Raw genomic sequence first — 19776 nt, forward strand, 5'->3', positions numbered from 1 at the left:
GATGTGCCGGCCACAGTGTCGAAAAGTCACGGGGTTAGTTTACATTTGTAAACTAGTACTAATTATGGAACTATGATAAGCAGCCGTCAAGCTACCCTCCATCCCCGTGTGAGAACCGGTTGCCGTGATGAAACTGAATCCTGCCGCGTCGGTGAAATCCGCGGACCGAGCCTTCGACATTCTGGAGTACGTCGCCGACGCCAACGAGCCGCCGTCGTTCTCGCGGATGCTGACGGACCTGCGCATTCCACGCAGCAGCCTGTTTCACCTGCTGAACAACCTGCTGGCGCGCGGCTATCTGCAGCAGGACGAAATCACCGATCGCTACCGCGTTGGCGATCAGGTTCGCCTGCTCGTGCACAAGGTGTCACCGCCACCGCTCGCGACCATCGCGATGCCATTCCTCAAGCGCCTCACCGCCGAGCTCAACGAAACCTCCGGCTTCTACGTGCGCATCGGCAATGTCATGGAGGCACTGGCCTCCGCCGCTTCGAGCCAGGCGCTGACCTACACCATGAAGGTTGGCGAGCGGGCGCCGCTCTACGCGGTGTCGAGCGGCAAGATCGTGCTGTCGCGCATGCCAGCGGCCGAGTTCGACGATTACCTGCGCGGCCTGACCTTCGAGACCATCACGCCGGTGACCATCACCACCACCGACGCCCTGCGCAACGAGCTGCCGGCCGTGCAGCAGAGCGGCTTTGCCTACTCGCGCGAAGAGTTCACCACAGGAATCACCGGCATGGCGACCGCCGTCACTCATGAGGGCCGTTTCTTCGGCGCGCTCAATCTCGCGGTGCCGACGGTGCGCTTCACCGACGAACGTCATGCCCTGTTCCGCCGCCAATTGCCGACCGCGGCAGCCGCGCTCGGCCAGGCGATCGCCGCACGAATGTAGCCGGTATCAGCGCGCCCCTGCCGCGCCGGCGGACGGCTGCCGCCAGGCAGGTGCTTCCTGGAGGATGAAGCGCGTCACCACCGCAATCTGCTCCTCCGCCATCAGCGGCGGAACGTGACCGCAATCGTCGAAGCTGAACACGCTGGCGCCGCGATTGCGCTTCTTCATCTCCTGGGTGAGGGCGAACGACAGCAGGTCCGAGCGTGCGCCATGCAACACCAGCACCGGCACGGTGATCGCCTCCCAATAGGCCCACAGATTCAGCGGATAGAACCACGGCGAGCGAAACCCCTTGGCGATCGCCGGGTCGCACAGCATGTCGTAACGCTGATGCTCCGCATTCCAGCGCACGCTGTGGCGAGCGAGATGACGCCATTGCGCATCGCTGAGATCGCCATAGGGCGCGAGCACGGTGCGGATATAGGCGTCAGCTGCGTCGAGCGTCGGAAACGACGCCGGCATGCTGCCGATGTACTGCCCGATGCGCTTCAGTCCGCTGGCGGACACGAACGGGCCGATGTCGTTGATCACGAGATTGCGCACGATGCTGCCGGCAAACCCCGCCATGATCATCCCGATCAGACCGCCGAGCGAGGTGCCGACCCAATCGACCTCGCGCACGCCGAGCCGCGCGATCACTGCGTTCATGTCGGCGCAGTATTGCGGCAATGCGTAGTCATCGGGGTTGCGCAGTCGGCCGCTGCGTCCGCGTCCCGGCAGATCCGGGCAGATCACGCGCCGGCCGCGGGCGGCAAGGGCCGCAGCGAGAGGATCGAAATCGCGCCCCTGCCGCGTCAGACCATGAACACAGACGATGGGCCGGGGATCGTCGAGCGGCCCCCAATCGGTACAGGCGATCTCGTGAAAGCCAGCCGGCGACAGTCCCAGCACCATGCCGGCGCGGTCCGGCGCCGGCGCGGCATCTGCGCCCTCTGCGGCTTCATCCGCGTTCGTCATCTCAATGTACCAGACCGACAGCCGCGGCCGCCGTCTCGCCGGGACGCCACGCCATGTCGGCGAAGCGCTGCGCCTCGACCTGGGTCTCGAAGATATGGGGCGCGACATGCCGGTCGGCGAGCGCCTCGCCGAGCTTGAGACGCATGAACGCACTGGTGGTGTAGCGCGAGGCCGAGGCGTAGTAGCGCTTCTCGAGGTAGGCGATCATCGAGAAATAGGCGTCGCCGACCATCGGATCGAGATGAAAGCCATCGTAGTTGGCGACCAGAGCCACCGGTTTGCCGGCGGCCTGGCAGACGCGCTCGACTTCGCGCCGCACGAGGTCGACATCCTCGACCGTCCGCACCTCGAACCCCTCGAAGTTGACAAACAGCGTATTGCGCGCCGCATCGTAGCTGAGACGATCGGCGAGGCTGCGGCCGAGCAGCGCATGGAGCAGCCCCATCGGGCCGTCGCGGAAAATGCGCCCGTCCATCGCCCGCACGTCGCGGATCAGCGGCGCGAATTCCATGTGGGCGAGAATATCCCGCTCGATATCGATGCCCGGCGCCACCTCGATCAGCTCGACGCCGGCCGGCGTTCGCTGCAGCACGCAACGCTCGGTGACATAGTAGACGGGCTGACCGGTCTCCGCGGCATAGTCGCCGCTGAAGGTGACCTGCTCGACCTGCCTGATGAATTTCTTCGACGTGCCTTCGCGCAGGATGTGCAGCGCGCCATCCTCGATCGCGAGCTTGAGCCCGCCGCAGGTAAAGGTGCCGGCGAACACCAGCTTCTTGGCGCTCTGCGAGATGTTGATGAAACCGCCGGCGCCTGCGAGACGGTTGCCGAAACGGCTGACGTTGACATTGCCGGCCGCATCCGCCTGCGCCATGCCGAGGCAGGCGAGATCGAGGCCGCCGCCATCGTAGAAATCGAACTGCTGGTTCTGGTGAATGACGGCGTCGGGATTGAGCGCGGTGCCGAAATTGAGTCCGCCCTGCGGCATGCCGCCGATGATGCCGGGCTCGGCGGTCAGCGTCAGGTACTGCAGCATATGCTCCTCGGTCGCGACCGCGGCAACACTCTCGGGCATGCCGATGCCGAGATTGATCACACCGCCGGGCGGCAGCTCGAAGGCGCAGCGCCGCGCGATGACCTTGCGCTCGTCGAGGGCGAGCGGCTCGACACGGTCCATCGGCACCCGCTGACGGCCGGAAAAGGCATGGCTATAGCCCGTACCGTAGGTCTGCACATGGTTTTCCGGCTCGGCGACGACGACGCAATCGACGAGGATGCCGGGGATCTGCACCTCGCGCGGATTGAGCGAGTGCGCGGCGGCGATGCGCTCGACCTGCACCACAACAAAGCCGCGAGAGTTCTTCGCCGCCATCGCCATCGCGAGATTGTCGAGGGTCAGCGCCTCGCGCTCCATGGTGATATTACCGGAAGGATCCGCCGTGGTGCCGCGCAGCAGCGCGACATGGATCGGGAACGACCTGTAGCGCAGCCACTCCTCGCCGCCGATGTCGATGAGCTCGACGAGATCCTCGGTGGTCGCGGCATTGAGACGGCCGCCCTCGAGGCGCGGATCGACGAAGGTACGCAGGCCGACCTTGGAGATGGTGCCCGGACCACGCGCGGCAATGTTGCGATAGAGGTGGGAGATGCAGCCGAGCGGCAGGTTGTAGGCCTCGATGCGGTTCTTGAGCGCGAGTTCGCCGAGCCGTGGCACCAGCGCCCAGTGGCCGCCGATCACCCGCTTCAGCAGGCCGTCCTGGTCGAGACGGTTGAGGCCGCGCTCGCGGGAATCGCCGGGCGCAGCGGCGAACATCAGCGTCAGGTCCGATGGATGGCGCGTCTCGCGGTAACGCTTGGCCAGCGCGATCAGAAGTTCGTCCGGCGTGCCGACGCCGACAAAGCCTGATGTGCAGATGGTGTCGCGGTCGCGAATGATGGCGACGGCCTCGTCGGCGGAAACGATCTTGTTCTTCAGCATCACTGCCTCAATCCCGTGCAGCCAGCCATTGCGAGATATCCCGGCTCAGGACGCCCTGCGACTTGCTCGACACGAACAGGCCGACATGGCCGCCCGGCAGCGGAATTTCGGAATAGTCGGCATTGCCGACATGCCCGCGCAGCGCCTGCGAGCAGGTCGGCGGAATGATATGGTCGTTGAGCGCATAGACATTGAGGACCGGCGCCGCGATGGCGGAGAGGTCGACACGCCGGCCGGACAATTCGAACTCGCCCTTCACCAGCTTGTTGTCCTGGTAGAGGTCCTTCAGCCACTGCTTGGCGGCCTCGCCGGGATGCGCCGGCCGGTCGGCAAGCCACTTCTCCATGCGCAGGAAGTTCATCAGCTTGGCTTCGTCGTCGACCACGTCGAGCAGATCGACGTTGTACTTGGTCAGCGAGCGCATCGGCGTCATCAGCGAAAACACCGAACTCATGAATTCGCCGGGCAAGCCGCCATAGGTATCGACGAGACGATCGATGTCGGCCCGGTCGAGGCTGCGGGTCCAGACGTTGAGAAAGCCGTGATGGGCGTCCGGATCATCACGGTCGGCATGGAAATCGATCGGCGTGATGGTGAGAACGAGGTTCTTGACCCGATCGGGATACAGCGCCGCATAGCAGGCGGTGAATACGCCTCCCTCGCAGATGCCGAGCAGCGTGACCTTGTCATGGCCGGTCTCGCGGCACACCCGTTCGACGGCGGCGTGAATATAGTCGTCGACATAATCGTCGATGGTCAGCCAGCGCTCGGTGCGGTTCGGCTGGCCCCAGTCGACCAGCCAGAGATCGAGCCCCTGCCCCAGCAGGCTGCGCACCAGCGAGCGATCGGGCTGCAGGTCGGCCATGGTGTAGCGGCCGATCAGGCCGTAGGCGAGCAGCACCGGAGTTTCGACCTGGCGCGGCACGAGCGGCGCATAGCGATAGAGCTCGGTCTTGTCGCGCCGCATCACCAGTTGCTTCGGCGTGGCGCCGACATCGACATCCGCATCCTTGATGTCGGACAGCAGTTGCGTCGCCTTGAACATCTTCTCGGCGAATGCCGCCGCGTCGCGTGCGGCCCGCTCGCCCGGTCCCTGCCCGCTCATCGCTGCTTCTCCGTTGCACCGGCGTCGTCGCGCTGCCGCGCCAGGGCACGAACCTCGCGCCGCAGCTCGGTGAGCTGGCGGGTGACGTCGTCGAAATCACTCTGCGTCGGCAGGCCGAACAGCTTGGCGACGGTCTTGTTGATTTCGGTCTGGCGGCTGCGGAACTCGGTCGCCGCCTGCAGCAGGTCCTTCTGCACCGACAGGAATTCGTCGGAGCGCTGGTTGCGGATCATCTCGTCGTTGGCGAGTGCGGTCCAGGCGCCGAGCCGGCCGCGCCAGCCGTCGTCGCCGGCATCCGGCTTCGCGGTGGCGGCGTACTGCTCCGCCGCGCGCTGCCAGGGGCGTGCCGCGATCAGGTTGTAGGCGGCGAGCTTGTGCTGCAGCTCGCTCCAGGCCGAGAACAGCAGCCACAGCTTGCGATCGAAATCGAGCATGTCGGCCAGCCGCGGTCCCTGCGCGAGGCGCTCGATGGCATCGCCGAGTTCATTGCCGCCGGCCCCGCCACGATGCTCGGCAGCGCGTGCCATGATGAACGGCAGCATCGAGTTCGACCACGCCTCGCCGGCCTTCGTCGACACATCGGCCATCGAACGCCAGAGCGCGCTCCATTGCTGAACGCTCTGGCTGAAGGGATCTCCGCGGGCTGTATCGTCAGCCATGGGTCGCGCGCAGCGCACGGTTGCTGCCCTCGAAAGCCGCACTGTAGATCGCATAGGCGTCGTCATAGGCAAGCGGTCTCGGATTGTTGACCAGCAGGCGGGTCTGCTTCATGGCATCCTCGGCAAGCTTCTTCAGGTCGTCACGGCCGATGCCGACGGCGGTCAGCGACGCCGGAACCTCGCAGTCGCGGCAGATCGCGGCCACTTCGTCAATGAAAGCCCGTGCCCGTGCGGCCGGCGCCTCGGCAGGGAGGCCAGGCCGGACAATGCCGGCAAGCTCGGCATACAGCGCCTCCGCCGCCGGCAGGTTGAATTCCAGCACATGCGGCAGCACCAGCGCGTTCGACAGCCCGTGCGGAACATGGAAGATGGCGCCGATCGGATAGGCCAGCGCATGGACTGCCGCGACCGGCGCATTGGCGAAGGCCATGCCGGCGAGCATCGAGCCCAGCAGCATCTGCGACCGCGCCTCGAGATCTTGGCCATCACGGCAGACGGTGCGGACATTGGCTGACAGCAGCGCCAGCGCTTGGCGCGCAAGCTGGTCCGACATCGGATTCTTGCGAACCTTGCTGGTATAGGCCTCGATGGCATGGACCATGGCGTCGATGCCGGTGGCGGCGGTGACATGGGCCGGCAGGCCGAGCGTCAGCTCGGGATCGAGCACCGCCCAGTCGGGAATGAGCTTCGGCGACACCACGCCCTTCTTCTCGGTGGTCGGCGTGGTGACGATGGCGATCGGCGTCACCTCCGAGCCGGTGCCGGCCGTGGTCGGCGCCAGGATAAGCGGCAACCGCTCGCCTTTCGCCAGACCGACGCCATAGATGTCCTCGAGTCGGTCCGGCGTCCGCGCGAGATAGGCGACGAGCTTGGCGGTATCGAGCGCACTGCCGCCGCCGATCGACAGCACAAGGTCGATCCCGCGCTCGCGGCACAGCGCGACCGCTGCTTCGACGACCTCCGATGGCGGATCGGCGACCACGTCATCGAACACGGTCAGCGTCACGCCATCGCCGACCAGCGCCGCTTCGACATCGCGCGTCAAGCCGGCCGCGCGCACCCCCTTGTCGGTGACCAGCATGACATGGCGTGCGCGGTAGTGGCCGACAAGGTCGGAGATCTTTCGTGCCGCGCGGGCCTCGAACAGGATATTGGCAGGGGCCTGGAAGGTGAATGGATTCATCGTACGTATCCTGGGTCGAAATCCTGAGAACCAATCGGAGCCGTTCCGGCACGTTGCGCCAGCCCGGCAGACAAGGACGCGCCAGCGGAGAGCCCGCGGCTAGGCGGGATCCGCCGGAATGCGAGCGCGCAGTTCCTCGACCAGCACGCGCATGTTCTCGGAATAGTCGATCGGCGCCGCGATCAGATGCACGCCACCACTCTTGAACGCCGCTTCCAGCGTCGGAATGAAGTCGTCGAGCTTCTCGACGCGGGCCCCACGGGCGCCATACGATTCCGCGTAACGCACGAAATCCGGATTGCCGAAGGTCAGGCCGAAATCCGGAAAATCGTCGACCGCCTGCTTCCAGCGAATCATGCCATAGGCGCCGTCATCGAGGATCAGCACCACCAGATTGAGCTTCAGCCGTACCGCGGTCTCCAGTTCCTGGCTGTTCATCATGAAACCGCCGTCACCGCACACCGCCATCACCCGGCGGTCCGGATAGAGCATCGCCGCCATCATCGCCGACGGCAGGCCGGCGCCCATGGTCGCGAGTGCATTGTCGAGCAGCAGGGTGTTGGCGACGAAGGTACGGTAATTGCGCGCGAACCAGATCTTGTACATGCCATTGTCGAGCGCGACGATGCCATCGCTCGGAATCACCTGGCGGACGTCGTGCACCAGCCGCTGCGGCGTCGGCGGCCAGCGGCTCTCGGTGGCGCGATCGGCGATGCGACTGAGGATGCCATCGCGCAGCGACAGCAGCGCCCCCGCACGCGGCAGCTTGCCTTCGAGGCGGTCGGCCAGCAGTTCGAGGCTCGGGCCGACGTCGCCGACCACCTCGGCATTGGGGAAATAGACCTGTTCGACGTTGGCCGGCGTGTAGCTGATATGGATCACCTGCGGCCCCTTCGGACCCATGATGAACGGCGGCTTCTCGATGGTGTCGTGGCCGATGGCGATGATCAGGTCGGCCTTGTCGACGGCCTCGTGCACGTAGTCGCGCTCGGACAGCGCGGCGGTGCCCATATAGAGGTTGGTGCCGCCGGGCACGGTCCCCTTGCCCATCTGCGTGGTGAAGAAGGGAATGCCGGTCCGGCGCACGAACCCGGCGAGGCCGAAGGTCGAACGCGGCCGGCTGGCCGCCGCGCCCAGCATGATCAGCGGGCGCTCGGCACGCAGGATCATCTCGGCGGCACGGTCGAGCGCGGCGCGATGCGCGACCGGGATCTCGATCGGATGGATCGGCACCATCGGCACGTCCGCCACCTCCTCGCCGGCAATATCTTCCGGCAGTTCCAGATGCACGGGGCCCGGCCGCTCCTCCATCGCAACCCGGAAGGCATCGCGCACCAGCGTCGGGATACTAACCGCACTGACGATCTGCCGTGACAACTTGGTCAAGGGCTTCATCGACGCGATCACATCGACGATCTGGAAGCGAGCCTGCCGGCTGCTCATGATGGCCTTCTGGCCGGTAATCATCACCATCGGCATGGCGCCGAGATGGGCGTAGGCCGCGCCGGTGGCAAAGTTCAGCGCCCCCGGACCGAGGGTCGAGATGCACACGCCCGGCCTGCCGGTGAGGCGGCCGTGGGTCGCGGCCATGAAGGCGGCGGCCTGCTCGTGCCGGGTCAGCACCAGCTCGATCTTCGAACCGCGCAGCGATTCGACGACATCGAGGTTTTCCTCACCGGGCACACCGAAGATGCGATCGACACCTTCATGCTCCAGCGCCCTTACCAGCAGGTCCGATCCCTTGGTCATGTCGACAGTCCTTCTTCTCGCAGGTCAGCAGACAGGGCAGCGTGTGCCCATCCATTCAGGCGTTGGCGATCCGCCTGATGATCGCGGCGGCGAAATCCGTTGTCTTGGCGTGGCCGCCGAGGTCGGCGGTGCGTACGCCGTCGACCCGCAGCACCTGGTCGATCGCAACCTGGAGACGCTGCGCAAGATCGTCACGGCCGACATGCTTGAGCATCAGGCCGGCCGCCAGCAGCAGCGCCAGCGGGTTCGCAATACCCTTGCCGGCGATGTCAGGCGCCGAGCCGTGCACCGCCTCGAAGATCGCAGCCTTCTCGCCGATGTTCGCGCCCGGCGCCATGCCGAGCCCGCCGACCAGCCCGGACAGCAGGTCCGAGAGAATATCGCCGAACAGATTGGTGGTGACGATGACATCGTACTGCCAGGGGTTCATCACCAGCTGCATGGCACAGGCATCGACGATACGATCGTCCATCGCGACGCGCCCCTCGTACTCCCGCGCCATGTCACGGCCGACCTCGAGGAAGATACCGGTGAGCGCCTTCAGCACGTTGGCCTTGTGCACCACCGTGACCTTCTTGCGGCCGTGGGCGAGCGCATACTCGAAGGCATAGCGGATGATGCGCTCGGCGCCCGCGCGGGTGTTGACGCCGGACGAGATCGCTACCGCATGCGGATCGTCGCCGATGGCGATGTAATGCTCGAACGCCACGTACAGGCCTTCGATGTTCTCCCGGATCAGGACGATGTCGATATCCTCATAGCGGCCGCCCGGCACCATGGTGCGCACGGGGCGCAGATTGGCATAGAGATGAAACTCCTCGCGCAGCCGGACATTGACGGAGCGGAAGCCGCCGCCGACCGGGGTGGTCAGCGGCCCCTTCAACGCGAGGCGGGTGCGGCGAATGCTGTCCAGCAGTGCCTGCGGCAGCGGATCGCCGGCGCTGGCGATGCCGGCCATGCCGCCCTGCTGGACATCCCAGTCGAACGGCGCCCCCAGCACCTCGAGAATGCGGGTGACCGCATCCATGATTTCGGGGCCGATGCCATCGCCGGGAATCAAGGTGGCGGGGATCCGGCTCTGTGTCGCGCTCATGTGAAGCTCGCTGGATTCGAGGGGCAACCTACGGGGAACGATCAGTGCACGGCCTTCAGGGCGGCTTCGGGCTCACGCTGCGTGCCGCGGCCAAGTAGCAACGCCAGCAGGCAGCCGACCGCGGACAACCCCGCCAGCGGCAGCAACCCGAGCGCATAACTGCCGGTAGCATCCTTGATGACCCCGAGCAGATAGCTGCCGAAGAAGCCGCCGAGATTGCCGATGGCATTGACCTGGGCGATTGCAGCCGCGGCGACACCGGCCGACATCCACTCGGTCGCCAGCGCCCAGAAGGGCCCCTTGACGATGTAGGTCGCGGTAACGGCAACACACAGGATGGCGATGGTCGGCGCAAGCGAACCGGTCAGCGGTGCGACCGCCAGGCTGGCGGCGAGCAGAAACAGCGGGATCGCCGTGTGCCAGCGGCGCTCGCGCTTCGCGTCAGAATTGCGGCCCCACAGCACCATCAGTACCGACGCGATGCCGAACGGAAGGGAGTTCAACAGGCCGGTTTCCATATTGGTCAGACCGAACGACTTGATGATCTGTGGCTGCCACAACGACAGGCACTGGCTGGCGCCCGATGCGCCGGCATAGATCAGCGACGCCGCAAGCACGTACCTGTTGGTCATCACCTGCCACAGCGACAGATGGCCTTCGGTCTTGCGCGGCGCCGCACGTTCGCTTGCGAGACGCCCGACCAGCCAGTCGCGCTGCGGCGCGGTTAGCCATGCCGCTTTCGCGGGTGAGTCCGGCAGGACGGCGAACGACAGGATGCCGAGCACGATGGCCGGCAGCGCTTCCAGCACGAACATCCACTGCCAGCCCCGATAACCGAGGGCGCCGTCCATCTGCAGCAGCGATGCCGAGATCGGTGATCCCAGGAAACTCGAGATCGGGATCGCGACCATGAAGATCGCGACGATCCGCCCGCGATAGGCCGTCGGGAACCAGTATGTGAGATACAGGATGACACCGGGAAAGAAACCGGCCTCGGCCGCGCCGAGCAGCAGCCGCACCGCATAGAACGAGTAAGGACCGACCACCAGCGCCATGCACGCCGCAACGATGCCCCAAGAGATCATGATCCGCGCGATCCACAGCCGCGCGCCGACCTTCTCCATGGCCAGGTTGCTCGGAATCTCGAAGATCACATAGGTGATGTAGAACAGTCCGCCGCCCAGCCCGAATGCCGCCGCCGTGAGGCCGATGTCCTTGTTCATCTGCAGCGCCGCGAAACCGGCGTTGACGCGATCGACGAAGGCAATGAAGTAGCACAGCATCAGGAACGGCACGATGCGCCAGCCGACGCGGCGCATGGTTTCGGCCTCCAGCGGCGATACGGGCTCGGCGACGGTGTCGGCTTGCGGCATCATGGGGACGGAATCCTCCGGACTGCGACGGGGAAACAGGGACAGCATAGCGCCGCATTGCGGCGGCGCCACGTCATTTCAGGTAGCCGAGCACGATCAGCACGGTCGTGATGGTAATGGCGCCGCCGATACGGGTGGCGATCTGTGCGAACGGCATCAACTGCATGCGGTTCGCCGCGGTGAGGATCGCGACGTCGCCGGTGCCGCCCTGACCGCTGTGGCAGGCGTTCACGATCGCGGTCTCGATCGGATACATGTTCATGAAGCGGCCGACCACGAAGCCGGTGGCCATCAACGTCGCGACCGTCGCGACAATGGTGATGATGTTGGCGATGTGGAAGGCCGCCATCAGCTTGTCCCATGGCGTCAGGGCGACGCCGATGGCGAACAGCAGCGGATAGGTCATTGTGCTGCGCACGAAATCGAACACGACAAGGCCCCCCTGCTGAAGCTGGGGCGACACCGCGCGGGTGAGCTTGGCCAGAACCGCCAGGAACAGCATGGCGACCGGCGCCGGCAGGCCGACAAGATGATGGCAGATGACGCCGAGCAGGTACAGCGTGATCGCGGTCAGCGCGGCGGCGGCGATGACATTGACGCTGACGACGCCGGCGGCGGAACTGTCCTCGCCGTGCCCGCCGGCCTGCAGGTCGGCCTCGCCCTCCTTGAGGGGCTGCAACCGGCCTTCACCGGTGAGATGGGGATACTTCTTGCCGACGAAATTGAGCGCGCCAGACAGCAGGATCGCGGTCAGCGAGCCCAGCATCACCGGCGGCAGCACCTGCGCGAACACCTCCCCCTGCGGCACGCCAGTGAGTGCGGCGTAGCCGATCGACAGCGGAATGGCCCCCTCGCCAACGCCGCCCGCCATGATCGGCACCACGACATAAAAAAATGTGTGATGGGCGCCGAGCCCGAGCAGCGTGCCCACCACGGTGCCGACCAGACCCGCAACCACCGAACCGATCGCCAGCGGGACAAAGATCTTGAGAAAGCCCTTGATCAGCACGTCGCGGTCCATCGCGAAAATGCTGCCGACGATGATTGAGGCGATGAAGATATAGAGGAAGTTGGTCGCCTTGGTGAATTCGGTGATCGAACTGACCATCTTGACAGGCAACAGATTGTAATAGGCCAGAGCCGATGGAATGAAGGTCGCGAAGATCGCTCCGGCCCCGATCGCCCGCAGCACGGGCAGCCGTTTGCCGATCTCGGCGCAGGTGAAGCCACCGAGCACCAGCGCCGCGATCATGGTCGGACCGTCGGACTTGATCTCACCGGTCACCACCAGAGTGGCGATCAGCACGAACAGCAGGAGGTAGATCGGGAACGGAATAATGCCAATGCGCCAATCGATGAGGCGCCACCACCCCTCCGGCCAGAAGCGCGGCGTATCGCCATCGCGACGCTCCCCCGGCTGTATCGCGGATGACAGCGCGCCCGACGTTGTCTGGACGGCGCCCAGGTCCTGTGCCGACATGATGATCCTCCCTCTTTTTTGTTGCTGTGCGGAAGGTTCGCCCAGCAGCCGCCTGAACGGCAGCTCTGCTGACCCTTTCGTCATGCTCTTGATTGCAGGAAACGATAGATGGCTTTTGCTGTCACCAAGCTGTCGCGGCGCGACCGGCGCGCGACAGCAATCCTCACTGCCCTTGCAGAGCCTTCGCCCACTGCGCAAGGAAACGTGCCCGCTTGGCGCGGTCGAGGTAGGTCAGCAGATCGATGTTCAACGCGATCGGCCGCAAGGCCGAAGCCGAGGCGCCGGGCGCTGCCGGTGACATATCGGTGCGCACCGCGCCAAGGGAATGGGCGGCAAGCCTCGCCTGGCCATCCCTGGAAAGCATGTAGTCGATGAATCGGCGCGCATCCTCGGGGTGGGGCGCCGCGCGCGGGATCAGCGCGATCCGTGTCATCACCAGCGTATAATCCGCCGGAAACACGATGCCGAGGTCGTGGTCCTGCCTGGCGCGCTCCAGCGCATAAGCGCCGAGGACATTATAGGCGAGCACGAACTCGCCGCTCAGCACGCGGTCGATCATCGGCGTCGATGAGGTGTAGAGCTTCGCGCTGGTGCGGCCGAGCGCCGCGACCAGCTTCCAGATCTGCGGTATGATGCGCGCGTCCTGGGTGATGAACAGCAGCCCCGTGCCGCTGGTCTCCGGATCGTAGGTCGCGATCCGCCCCTGGAACACATCACGGTGCTCCGTCAGGATGCGCACCAGATCGGCGTGATCGCGTGGCACCAGATCGCCGCGCAGCAGCCGCTTGTTGTAGACGATCACCACCGGCTCGGCCGTGACGCCATAGGCAAGGTCCTTCCACTGCGCCCAGGCTGGCAGCCCATCGGCCTCCGGCGAGCGATACGCTGCCGCCAGTCCATCATTGGCGAGCTTGATCTGCAGATCCATCGCCGAGCTCCACACCACGTCGGCGACGGTGTCGGGCGCGCCTGACGGCTTCGCGATCTCGTCGAAAAGCTCGCCCGAGACGATCTTGGTATAGCGGACAGCGATGTCCGGATACAGCGCACGGAAGCCGGCCAGCAGCTCGGCGGCCTCGGCCCGATCGGTCGTGCTGCGGATCAGGAGTTCGCGCCGGCCGTCGGCGGCAGACCCTCCCCCTTCGGCGACCGCGCGTCCGGGCAGGCTCACGCAGAGCGCAACCAGAGCCCAGGCGATCGCACGAAGCAGCAACAGGACAGGAGTTCCCGGTGGAGATGAACGAGACGCGACTTTGACCTGACAAGCAATCTGAACGTACATTGATGCATTGGCAATGGTGCAGCGCGGCGATCGTCTTGCGAATTCTGATTATCGAGGATGACATTTCCCTGGCGACGGGCCTCAAAAAGGCACTGGCGCCGGCCGGCATCGCCGTCGACCATGAGATCAGCGGCCATGGCGGCATCGAGATCGCGCCATCCGAGGCCTATTCGCTGATCGTTATCGACTTGGGCCTGCCCGACATGTCCGGCGAGGACGTGCTCAGCCGGCTGCGTCGCGCGGGTTCGGAGGTGCCGATCCTGATCCTGACCGCACACGATGCCGTCGCCGAGAAGGTCAGGTGCCTCAATCTCGGCGCCGACGACTATCTGACCAAACCCTTCGACCTTTCGGAGTTCGAGGCCCGCGTCAAGGCGCTGGCGCGACGCGGCAAGGGGCGCGCCGCCCCGGTGCTCAGTTGCGGCGCCCTGGTGTTCGAGACGTCGACCGCGACCGCACGGCTGCGCGATGCGCCGCTGGCGCTGCGCCGGCGCGAGGCAGCGGTGCTCGCGGTGCTGATGTCCCATTCGGGCAAACTGGTCCGCAAGGAGCGGCTCATTTCCGAGGTTTTCGGCTTCGACGAGCCGGTGGCGCCGAATGCCATCGAGCTGTACGTCGCCCGCCTGCGCCAGAAACTCGGCAATGATGGGCCGCCGATCCGCACCATCCGCGGCCTCGGCTACCTGATGGAGGAGCGGTGACGCGCCCGCGCGCCCCCTCGCTGCGCCGCATTCTGCTGCTCAACCTGCTGGTGCCGACCAGCGTGCTGGCGATCGCGCTCGGCGCCGCAGGCGCACTGCTAATCGATCGCACGGTCGAGACCGCCTACGACCGCGTGCTCGACGGCTCGGTCCGCGCCATCGCCGAACGGGTCAGCGTCGAGGACGACGAGGTTACGGTGGACCTGCCACAGGTCGCGCTCGGCATGCTGGAGACGCGCGCCAACGACAGCATCTACTACAGCGTATCCTATGACGGCACCGCCGTGACCGGCTATCAGGACCTGCCGCTCGCGGCGCTGCGCGCCCAGCCCTTCGGCACGATCCGGCATTTCGACATGGTCTACAAGGGCGCGCCGATCCGCCTCGCCGCCCTCGCCCAGCCTGTCTACGGCAAGCCGCACCCGGTGCTGATCGAGGTCGCGGAGACCCGCAACGGCCGCAACGCGACCCAGCGCGAGCTGTTGCTGGCGCTCGGCGGCCTCGGGGCAGGCATCATTCTCGCGGCGGCCGCGCTCGGCTGGTTCGCGGTCGGCCGCGGCCTTGCGCCGCTCGCCGCGCTTGGCCGGGAGATCGATGCCCGCCAGGTCCGGACCGGCGCGGAATTGCAACCGCTCGATCTCGCCGCAGTGCCGCGCGAGGTCCACCCGCCGGTGCGGGCGATCAACCAGCTGTTCGGCCGCCTCGATATCGCGATCAAGGTCATCCGCGATTTCATCGCCGACGCGTCCCACCAGATGAAGACCCCGCTCGCCTCGTTGCGCGTCCACCTCGCGCTGCTCAAGCGCGGCACGATCCAGGCAGCCGAACGCGACACCATTGCCGAGATCGAGCGCTCGGCGCAGCATCTCGATCGCCTGGTGGCGCAGCTCGTCACCCTGGCGCGCGCAGAGCAAAGCGCGATGGCGTCAGCCACGGCGGCCGAGCGCACCGATTTGCGCGCCGCCGCGGCGGACGCCATCAGCCAGTTGGCGCCGATCGCCGCGGCCTGCGATATCGAGCTGGCGCTGGAGGCGGACAGCGACGCCGTGGCGCGGATCGCACCCACCGTGCTGCACGAAGCCCTGGTCAACCTCATCGACAATGCCATTCGCTACAACCGCCGCGGCGGCACCGTCACGGTGCGGGTGAACGGCAATGGCGAGCGCCCCATTGTGCAGGTGATCGACGACGGTCCGGGAATCGCGCCCGAATTCCGCGAACGGGTGTTCGACCGCTTCTACCGCGTGCCCGGCCCCCACGTCCCGTCGGGCTCGGGCCTTGGCCTGGCGATCGTGCGATCGCTGCTGCAGCAGTCCGGCGCAACGATCCAGCTCGCAGACGGGCCGGACGGGCGCGGGCTGATCGCCACCGTCAGCCTGCCGCGCGAACCGGAGACGACCAGCGCGCGCGACAATGCTTAGGCCTTCGCGTGACAGCGCGCAGCGACGCCGAACCGCGCCAGCGCCGCGGTGATCGCCGCGCGTGATGCAGCATCATCGTCGGAGACCACGGCGGCGATATGGCCGTCGGGCCGCACCAGCATGGCACCGCGGCCATCAAGACCGCACAGCTCTCGCCAGGCCGTCTCGAAGATGACGGTCTCGTCGAGCTCCACCGTACACAGCGCATCGGCGATGCCATGGCGCCAGATGGCGGCATCGCGGCCCGCGATCAGGGTGAACGTGACCGGGCTGAGCAGATCGAGCGTCGACAGCCGGCGGCCGCCGCGCACCAGCCACGCATGGGGCATGCGGTCACCCACCCCCGCCGACGGATCGTAACGCGTCGCGTCGGCCGGACCGCGCACCGGCGGCCCGTAGGAGAACCCGAGCTGCAGGCCTGGGCTAAGGAAATGAGCGCGGTGCGTGGCGATCTCCGCGGCAAGACGCAAGTGGTCTGCGGCGGAGACATCGCCGTCGGCGATCGTCTCCTCGGCGAGGCGGAACAGGTCCGGCAGGCGATTGGAGTTGTGCAGGCTCTGCCGGGTGTTGATCTCGGCGATCGGTCGCCGCTCGGCGTCGTAGCTGTCGAGCAGCGTGTCGTCCGCACCGCGCAGCACCGCGGCAAGCTTCCAGGCAAGGTTGTGCGCGTCCTGGATGCCGGTGTTGAGGCCGAAGCCCCCCGTCGGCGGAAAACGGTGGGCCGCATCGCCGATCAGCAGGCAGCGGCCACTGCGATAGGCGGTCGCGACCTCGGCGGACATCATCCAGGGCACGACATGGCGGACATCGACAGCGACATCGTCGCGGCCGATGGCGCGGCGGATCAGCTCGGCGCAGTGGGCCTCGGTATAGCGCTCCGGATCGAATGCCTCCGGGGTGACACGCGGCGTGTACACCCAGGTGCGGTCGATGTCATAGGCGATGAAGGTGCCGGCGACGGCGGGATCGAGGATCCAGTACAGGATCGCCGGCCGCTCGCGCACGAGGCTGCGCAGGTTGGCCTCGAAATGGATGGTGATGCGCGGGCGCACGGCGGGAATGCCCTGCATCGGGATCGCGAGATGCTCGCGAACGCGGCTGCCGGCGCCATCGGCCCCCGCGAGCCAGGCGCTGGCGATCTCGTAGGTCCGCCCGTCGTGCTCGACCGTGGAGACCACGCCGCCGTCGGTCGCGCGGCAGCCGGTCCAGGTGTGGCCGAGCCGCAGCTCGATCGCCGGATTGCGTTCGACTTCCGCGGCCAGCATCGCCTCGAGCTTCGGCTGGGCAATATTGAGCAGCGGCGTCGGCGTCAGCGCCAGCGCGTCATCGTCGGCGACGTCGAGCGGGATGTGGCCAAGCTCGATGCCGGCCAGCGTCGTCATGAAGCGCGATGCCTCGGCATCGCCGCGCGACGCGCCCTGGCGCCGCAATGCGTCGAGATCGAGCCCAAGCGCACGGTAGATTTCGAGCGAGCGCGGATTGATCACATGCGCCTTTGGCGCGCTCTCGACCCGCGGCGGCCGCCGCTCGACGATGATCGAGCGCACGCCCTGCTGCGCCAGAAGCAAGGCCAGCGTCAGCCCCACCGGCCCGCCGCCAGCGATCAGCACCGGCGTATCCATCACGCCCGCTCCCGTGCCGTCCGGCCGCTCAATCCGCATTCATCACCGCGCCGAAATAGGTCCAGCGAGTGCCGTCAAAGCGCATCATCCGCATCTGCTTGACCGGAGTATAATCGGTCGGGCTGCTGCTGATCGAGATGCCCGGCAGGATCAGGTCGTAGTCGATCGGCTTGAGGTTGCGCGCCTGCTCCATGATGTTGTCGCGCGTCAGGTTGTCGCCGCACTGCTTGAGTACTTGCACGAGACTCTGCGCGACGCTGTAGGCATAACTGGTGAAGAACGCGTTGGTCATGTCGGCATCCGGATAGTACTGCGCCATGAAGGCGCGCCAGGTCTTGACGCCGGCGTCGTCATCCCAGGCCGGGTCGGTCGGGTCCTTCATGAAGTTCGCCGAGACGACACCGACCGAGTTTTCGAGGCCGGCGGGCTTGAGCACGCCGCCGACCGAGATCGAAGCGAACGCCAGCGCGTTGATCGACGGCTTCCAGCCCATCTCGGCGATGCGCCGGATCGCCAGCGCCGCCGTGCGCGGGGTCGCGAAGTTCATGAACGCGTCCGCGCCCGAGGCCTTGAGGGTCGCGATCTGGGAATCCACCGTCGGATCCGTCGGATCATAGCCCGCCTCGGCGACGATCATGCTTGCGTGCTTGCCGAGACCATCCTTGAGCCCCTTGACCATGTCCTTGCCGAAGTCGTCCTTCTGGTAAAGTACGGCGATGCGCGCCGAAGGATTGGTCTCCAGCACGTACTTGGCGTAGAGCCGCCCTTCCATTTCGGCCTGCGGAAACCACGCCATGGTCCACGGGAAGCGTTTGGGGTCGTTGAACTTGGCATTGCCCGATGACAGGAACAGCTGCGGCACGCGCTTGCTGTTGAGATAGGGCATCACGGCGGCGTTGGTCGCGGTGCCGGCGCCGGCGAACACGATCGCGACCTCGTCGCCCTCGACCAGACGCCGCGTCTGCTCCACCGTCTTGGGCGGCGAATAGGCATCGTCATAGGAGACGTAACGGATCTTGCGTCCGTTGATGCCACCGCGGTCGTTGATCATCCTGAAATAGGCGGCCTGGGTCTTGCCGATGGTCGAGACGATCGCGATGGGCCCGCTGTAAGGCACGGTGTTGCCGATGACGATCTCGGTCGCGCTGGTGCCCGGCCCGTATTGCGGCTCCGCCACCGCTGCCCCCGCCAGCATGCCGCCCGCCAGGGCAATGGCAACAACGCTTCTCAGGCTCATCGGATATCTTCCTCTCTCGGCAAAAATCGAATGGGATCAGTCGGCGAACACAGGACTGACCGTACGCGTGTGGATGCGCCAGCCGTCGTCGGTGCGGCGAAACGTATCGGCGACATCGGCGACCATGATCGGTCGCGCCGGCCACGCGGCATCGTCGGAGCGGTAGAGCGTCAGGATCGACGACACCGCGATATCACCGTTCGCCGCCAGATCGAGGCGGATGTTCGAGACGACATGGCGCGAGGTGCGTTGGGTCAGCGCCGCGCGGCGCTGCAGCCCGGCCGAGATCGCGGCATTGCCGCTCGCCACGACCCCGGCGATGGACTGCTCGGCGTCGGCGGTGAACAACACGGCTGCCTCGGTGGCGCGGCCATGATCGATCAGCCATGCCCACTCGATAAGCACGGCCTCGATCGCGGTGCGCGTCGCACCGTCGACCCGATCGCCCGGATGGCCGCTCATGACCGGTTGGGCAGGCCGCGCGGCCCGATATTGGGACGCTTCTTGAGCTCGGCCTCCGGCACGCCGCCATGAAATTTGGCCGCGAACTCGGCCGGATCGAAATCGACGCCGATCGGGTTCTCGGCGAACTCGCCGGATGCGAACCAGGCGTCGACCTCTTCATTGGTGGCGAAGTTGTCGATCTGCAGCTCGACCGCGTTGCCGTCCGGGTCCTTGTAGTACATCGAGATCGTCGGACCATGGTTGACGCAGTGCGACGGCGCGACGCCCTCCCGCGCCAGCCGCTCGTAGTTGGCGACAAGCTCGTCCATGGTGGCATAGGTGAAGGCGATGTGGTGCAGCCCTGTGGACTTCGCGCTGGCCGCCTCCAGCCCCGGGATCTGGATGAAGGCGATGCGGTGATGCTCCTCGTCATAGGTCAGGAAGCCGATGAAATCGTTCTGGAACACGACACGGGCATTGAGCACGCGGCCGTACCAGTCCATCAGCCGCGCCTTGTCTGTGGTCTTGAGCACCACATGCGCCAGCCGGTCGGGAACGATCCTGCGCTCCCCATTGCCCGCGATGGTCCCGCTCATC

Annotated in this window: 17 protein-coding genes; 3 read left to right on the forward strand and 14 right to left on the reverse strand. The window is 66.2% G+C overall.

Features of this window, described 5'->3' with window-relative positions:
* The first annotated feature begins 127 nt into the window (after nt 1-127).
* On the forward strand, nt 128-895 hold the full coding sequence (locus JQ639_RS07400) for an IclR family transcriptional regulator (protein WP_211965449.1): 768 nt from the start codon (nt 128-130) through the stop codon (nt 893-895).
* A gap of 6 nt (nt 896-901) precedes the next feature.
* Here the strand turns inward: JQ639_RS07400 and JQ639_RS07405 are convergent, their stop codons facing one another.
* The 10 genes from JQ639_RS07405 to JQ639_RS07450 all read right to left on the reverse strand — a co-directional run bounded on the left by JQ639_RS07405 (nt 902) and on the right by JQ639_RS07450 (nt 13685).
* Nucleotides 902-1852, reverse strand: a complete 951-nt coding sequence (locus JQ639_RS07405) for an alpha/beta fold hydrolase (protein ID WP_211965450.1) — start codon at nt 1850-1852, stop codon at nt 902-904.
* A gap of 1 nt (nt 1853) precedes the next feature.
* A complete protein-coding gene (locus JQ639_RS07410; protein WP_211965452.1) occupies nt 1854-3830 on the reverse strand; it encodes an acyl CoA:acetate/3-ketoacid CoA transferase in 1977 nt (658 codons plus the stop codon).
* A 7-nt stretch (nt 3831-3837) separates the two neighbouring features.
* On the reverse strand, nt 3838-4935 hold the full coding sequence (gene phaC / locus JQ639_RS07415) for a class III poly(R)-hydroxyalkanoic acid synthase subunit PhaC (protein WP_211965454.1): 1098 nt from the start codon (nt 4933-4935) through the stop codon (nt 3838-3840).
* A complete protein-coding gene (locus tag JQ639_RS07420; protein WP_211965456.1) occupies nt 4932-5594 on the reverse strand; it encodes a poly(R)-hydroxyalkanoic acid synthase subunit PhaE in 663 nt (220 codons plus the stop codon). The genes phaC and JQ639_RS07420 overlap by 4 nt, the downstream gene beginning before the upstream one ends.
* Nucleotides 5587-6777, reverse strand: coding sequence for an iron-containing alcohol dehydrogenase (locus JQ639_RS07425; RefSeq protein ID WP_211965458.1), 1191 nt, complete (start codon nt 6775-6777; stop codon nt 5587-5589). Before JQ639_RS07425 ends, JQ639_RS07420 begins: the two co-directional genes overlap by 8 nt.
* Before the next feature lie 99 nt (nt 6778-6876).
* Nucleotides 6877-8526, reverse strand: a complete 1650-nt coding sequence (locus tag JQ639_RS07430; RefSeq protein WP_211965460.1) for an acetolactate synthase large subunit — start codon at nt 8524-8526, stop codon at nt 6877-6879.
* Nucleotides 8527-8581: 55 nt separating this feature from the next.
* Entirely contained in the window at nt 8582-9619 is a 1038-nt protein-coding gene (locus JQ639_RS07435; RefSeq protein ID WP_211965461.1) for an isocitrate/isopropylmalate dehydrogenase family protein, read from the reverse strand.
* 41 nt (nt 9620-9660) lie between these two features.
* Entirely contained in the window at nt 9661-10995 is a 1335-nt protein-coding gene (locus JQ639_RS07440; protein WP_249122998.1) for an MFS transporter, read from the reverse strand.
* A 70-nt stretch (nt 10996-11065) separates the two neighbouring features.
* A complete protein-coding gene (locus JQ639_RS07445; protein ID WP_211965463.1) occupies nt 11066-12472 on the reverse strand; it encodes a 2-hydroxycarboxylate transporter family protein in 1407 nt (468 codons plus the stop codon).
* A gap of 163 nt (nt 12473-12635) precedes the next feature.
* Nucleotides 12636-13685, reverse strand: coding sequence for an ABC transporter substrate-binding protein (locus tag JQ639_RS07450; RefSeq protein ID WP_249122999.1), 1050 nt, complete (start codon nt 13683-13685; stop codon nt 12636-12638).
* 104 nt (nt 13686-13789) lie between these two features.
* Between JQ639_RS07450 and JQ639_RS07455 the strand changes: the two genes are divergently transcribed.
* Both JQ639_RS07455 and JQ639_RS07460 read left to right on the forward strand, forming a co-directional pair.
* Nucleotides 13790-14455: a response regulator transcription factor gene (locus tag JQ639_RS07455; protein ID WP_211965467.1), complete on the forward strand. Its 666-nt coding sequence runs from the start codon at nt 13790-13792 to the stop codon at nt 14453-14455.
* Nucleotides 14452-15876: a sensor histidine kinase gene (locus tag JQ639_RS07460; RefSeq protein WP_211965469.1), complete on the forward strand. Its 1425-nt coding sequence runs from the start codon at nt 14452-14454 to the stop codon at nt 15874-15876. The genes JQ639_RS07455 and JQ639_RS07460 overlap by 4 nt, the downstream gene beginning before the upstream one ends.
* On the opposite strand, the gene JQ639_RS07465 is transcribed toward JQ639_RS07460, so the two are convergent.
* The 4 genes from JQ639_RS07465 to JQ639_RS07480 are packed head-to-tail and all read right to left on the reverse strand — an operon-like array spanning nt 15873 to nt 19775.
* Complete coding sequence (locus JQ639_RS07465; protein ID WP_211965471.1) at nt 15873-17498, reverse strand: FAD-dependent monooxygenase; 1626 nt, start codon at nt 17496-17498, stop codon at nt 15873-15875. The two genes, JQ639_RS07460 and JQ639_RS07465, sit on opposite strands and share 4 nt — an antisense overlap.
* A 28-nt stretch (nt 17499-17526) precedes the next feature.
* A complete protein-coding gene (locus JQ639_RS07470; protein WP_211965473.1) occupies nt 17527-18735 on the reverse strand; it encodes an ABC transporter substrate-binding protein in 1209 nt (402 codons plus the stop codon).
* Nucleotides 18736-18771: 36 nt separating this feature from the next.
* Nucleotides 18772-19197 carry a nuclear transport factor 2 family protein gene (locus tag JQ639_RS07475; RefSeq protein WP_211965475.1) on the reverse strand — a complete coding sequence of 142 codons (426 nt, stop codon included), beginning with the start codon at nt 19195-19197 and terminating at the stop codon, nt 18772-18774.
* A complete protein-coding gene (locus JQ639_RS07480; protein ID WP_211965477.1) occupies nt 19194-19775 on the reverse strand; it encodes a VOC family protein in 582 nt (193 codons plus the stop codon). Before JQ639_RS07480 ends, JQ639_RS07475 begins: the two co-directional genes overlap by 4 nt.
* Nucleotide 19776 lies beyond the last annotated feature (1 nt).

Source organism: Bradyrhizobium sp. U87765 SZCCT0048, assembly GCF_018131225.1.
Lineage (GTDB): Bacteria > Pseudomonadota > Alphaproteobacteria > Rhizobiales > Xanthobacteraceae > Bradyrhizobium_A.

Excerpts from the sequence above, each read along its gene's own strand:
- JQ639_RS07475 (WP_211965475.1), bottom strand. The coding sequence starts at position 19,197 with ATGAGCGGCCATCCGGGCGATCGGGTCGACGGTGCGACGCGCACCGCG.
- JQ639_RS07405 (WP_211965450.1), bottom strand. The coding sequence starts at position 1,852 with ATGACGAACGCGGATGAAGCCGCAGAGGGCGCAGATGCCGCGCCGGCG.
- JQ639_RS07480 (WP_211965477.1), bottom strand. The coding sequence starts at position 19,775 with ATGAGCGGGACCATCGCGGGCAATGGGGAGCGCAGGATCGTTCCCGAC.
- JQ639_RS07440 (WP_249122998.1), bottom strand. The coding sequence starts at position 10,995 with ATGATGCCGCAAGCCGACACCGTCGCCGAGCCCGTATCGCCGCTGGAG.
- JQ639_RS07410 (WP_211965452.1), bottom strand. The coding sequence starts at position 3,830 with ATGCTGAAGAACAAGATCGTTTCCGCCGACGAGGCCGTCGCCATCATT.
- JQ639_RS07435 (WP_211965461.1), bottom strand. The coding sequence starts at position 9,619 with ATGAGCGCGACACAGAGCCGGATCCCCGCCACCTTGATTCCCGGCGAT.
- phaC (WP_211965454.1), bottom strand. The coding sequence starts at position 4,935 with ATGAGCGGGCAGGGACCGGGCGAGCGGGCCGCACGCGACGCGGCGGCA.
- JQ639_RS07465 (WP_211965471.1), bottom strand. The coding sequence starts at position 17,498 with ATGGATACGCCGGTGCTGATCGCTGGCGGCGGGCCGGTGGGGCTGACG.
- JQ639_RS07400 (WP_211965449.1), top strand. The coding sequence starts at position 128 with ATGAAACTGAATCCTGCCGCGTCGGTGAAATCCGCGGACCGAGCCTTC.
- JQ639_RS07445 (WP_211965463.1), bottom strand. The coding sequence starts at position 12,472 with ATGTCGGCACAGGACCTGGGCGCCGTCCAGACAACGTCGGGCGCGCTG.
- JQ639_RS07470 (WP_211965473.1), bottom strand. The coding sequence starts at position 18,735 with ATGAGCCTGAGAAGCGTTGTTGCCATTGCCCTGGCGGGCGGCATGCTG.
- JQ639_RS07430 (WP_211965460.1), bottom strand. The coding sequence starts at position 8,526 with ATGACCAAGGGATCGGACCTGCTGGTAAGGGCGCTGGAGCATGAAGGT.
- JQ639_RS07420 (WP_211965456.1), bottom strand. The coding sequence starts at position 5,594 with ATGGCTGACGATACAGCCCGCGGAGATCCCTTCAGCCAGAGCGTTCAG.
- JQ639_RS07425 (WP_211965458.1), bottom strand. The coding sequence starts at position 6,777 with ATGAATCCATTCACCTTCCAGGCCCCTGCCAATATCCTGTTCGAGGCC.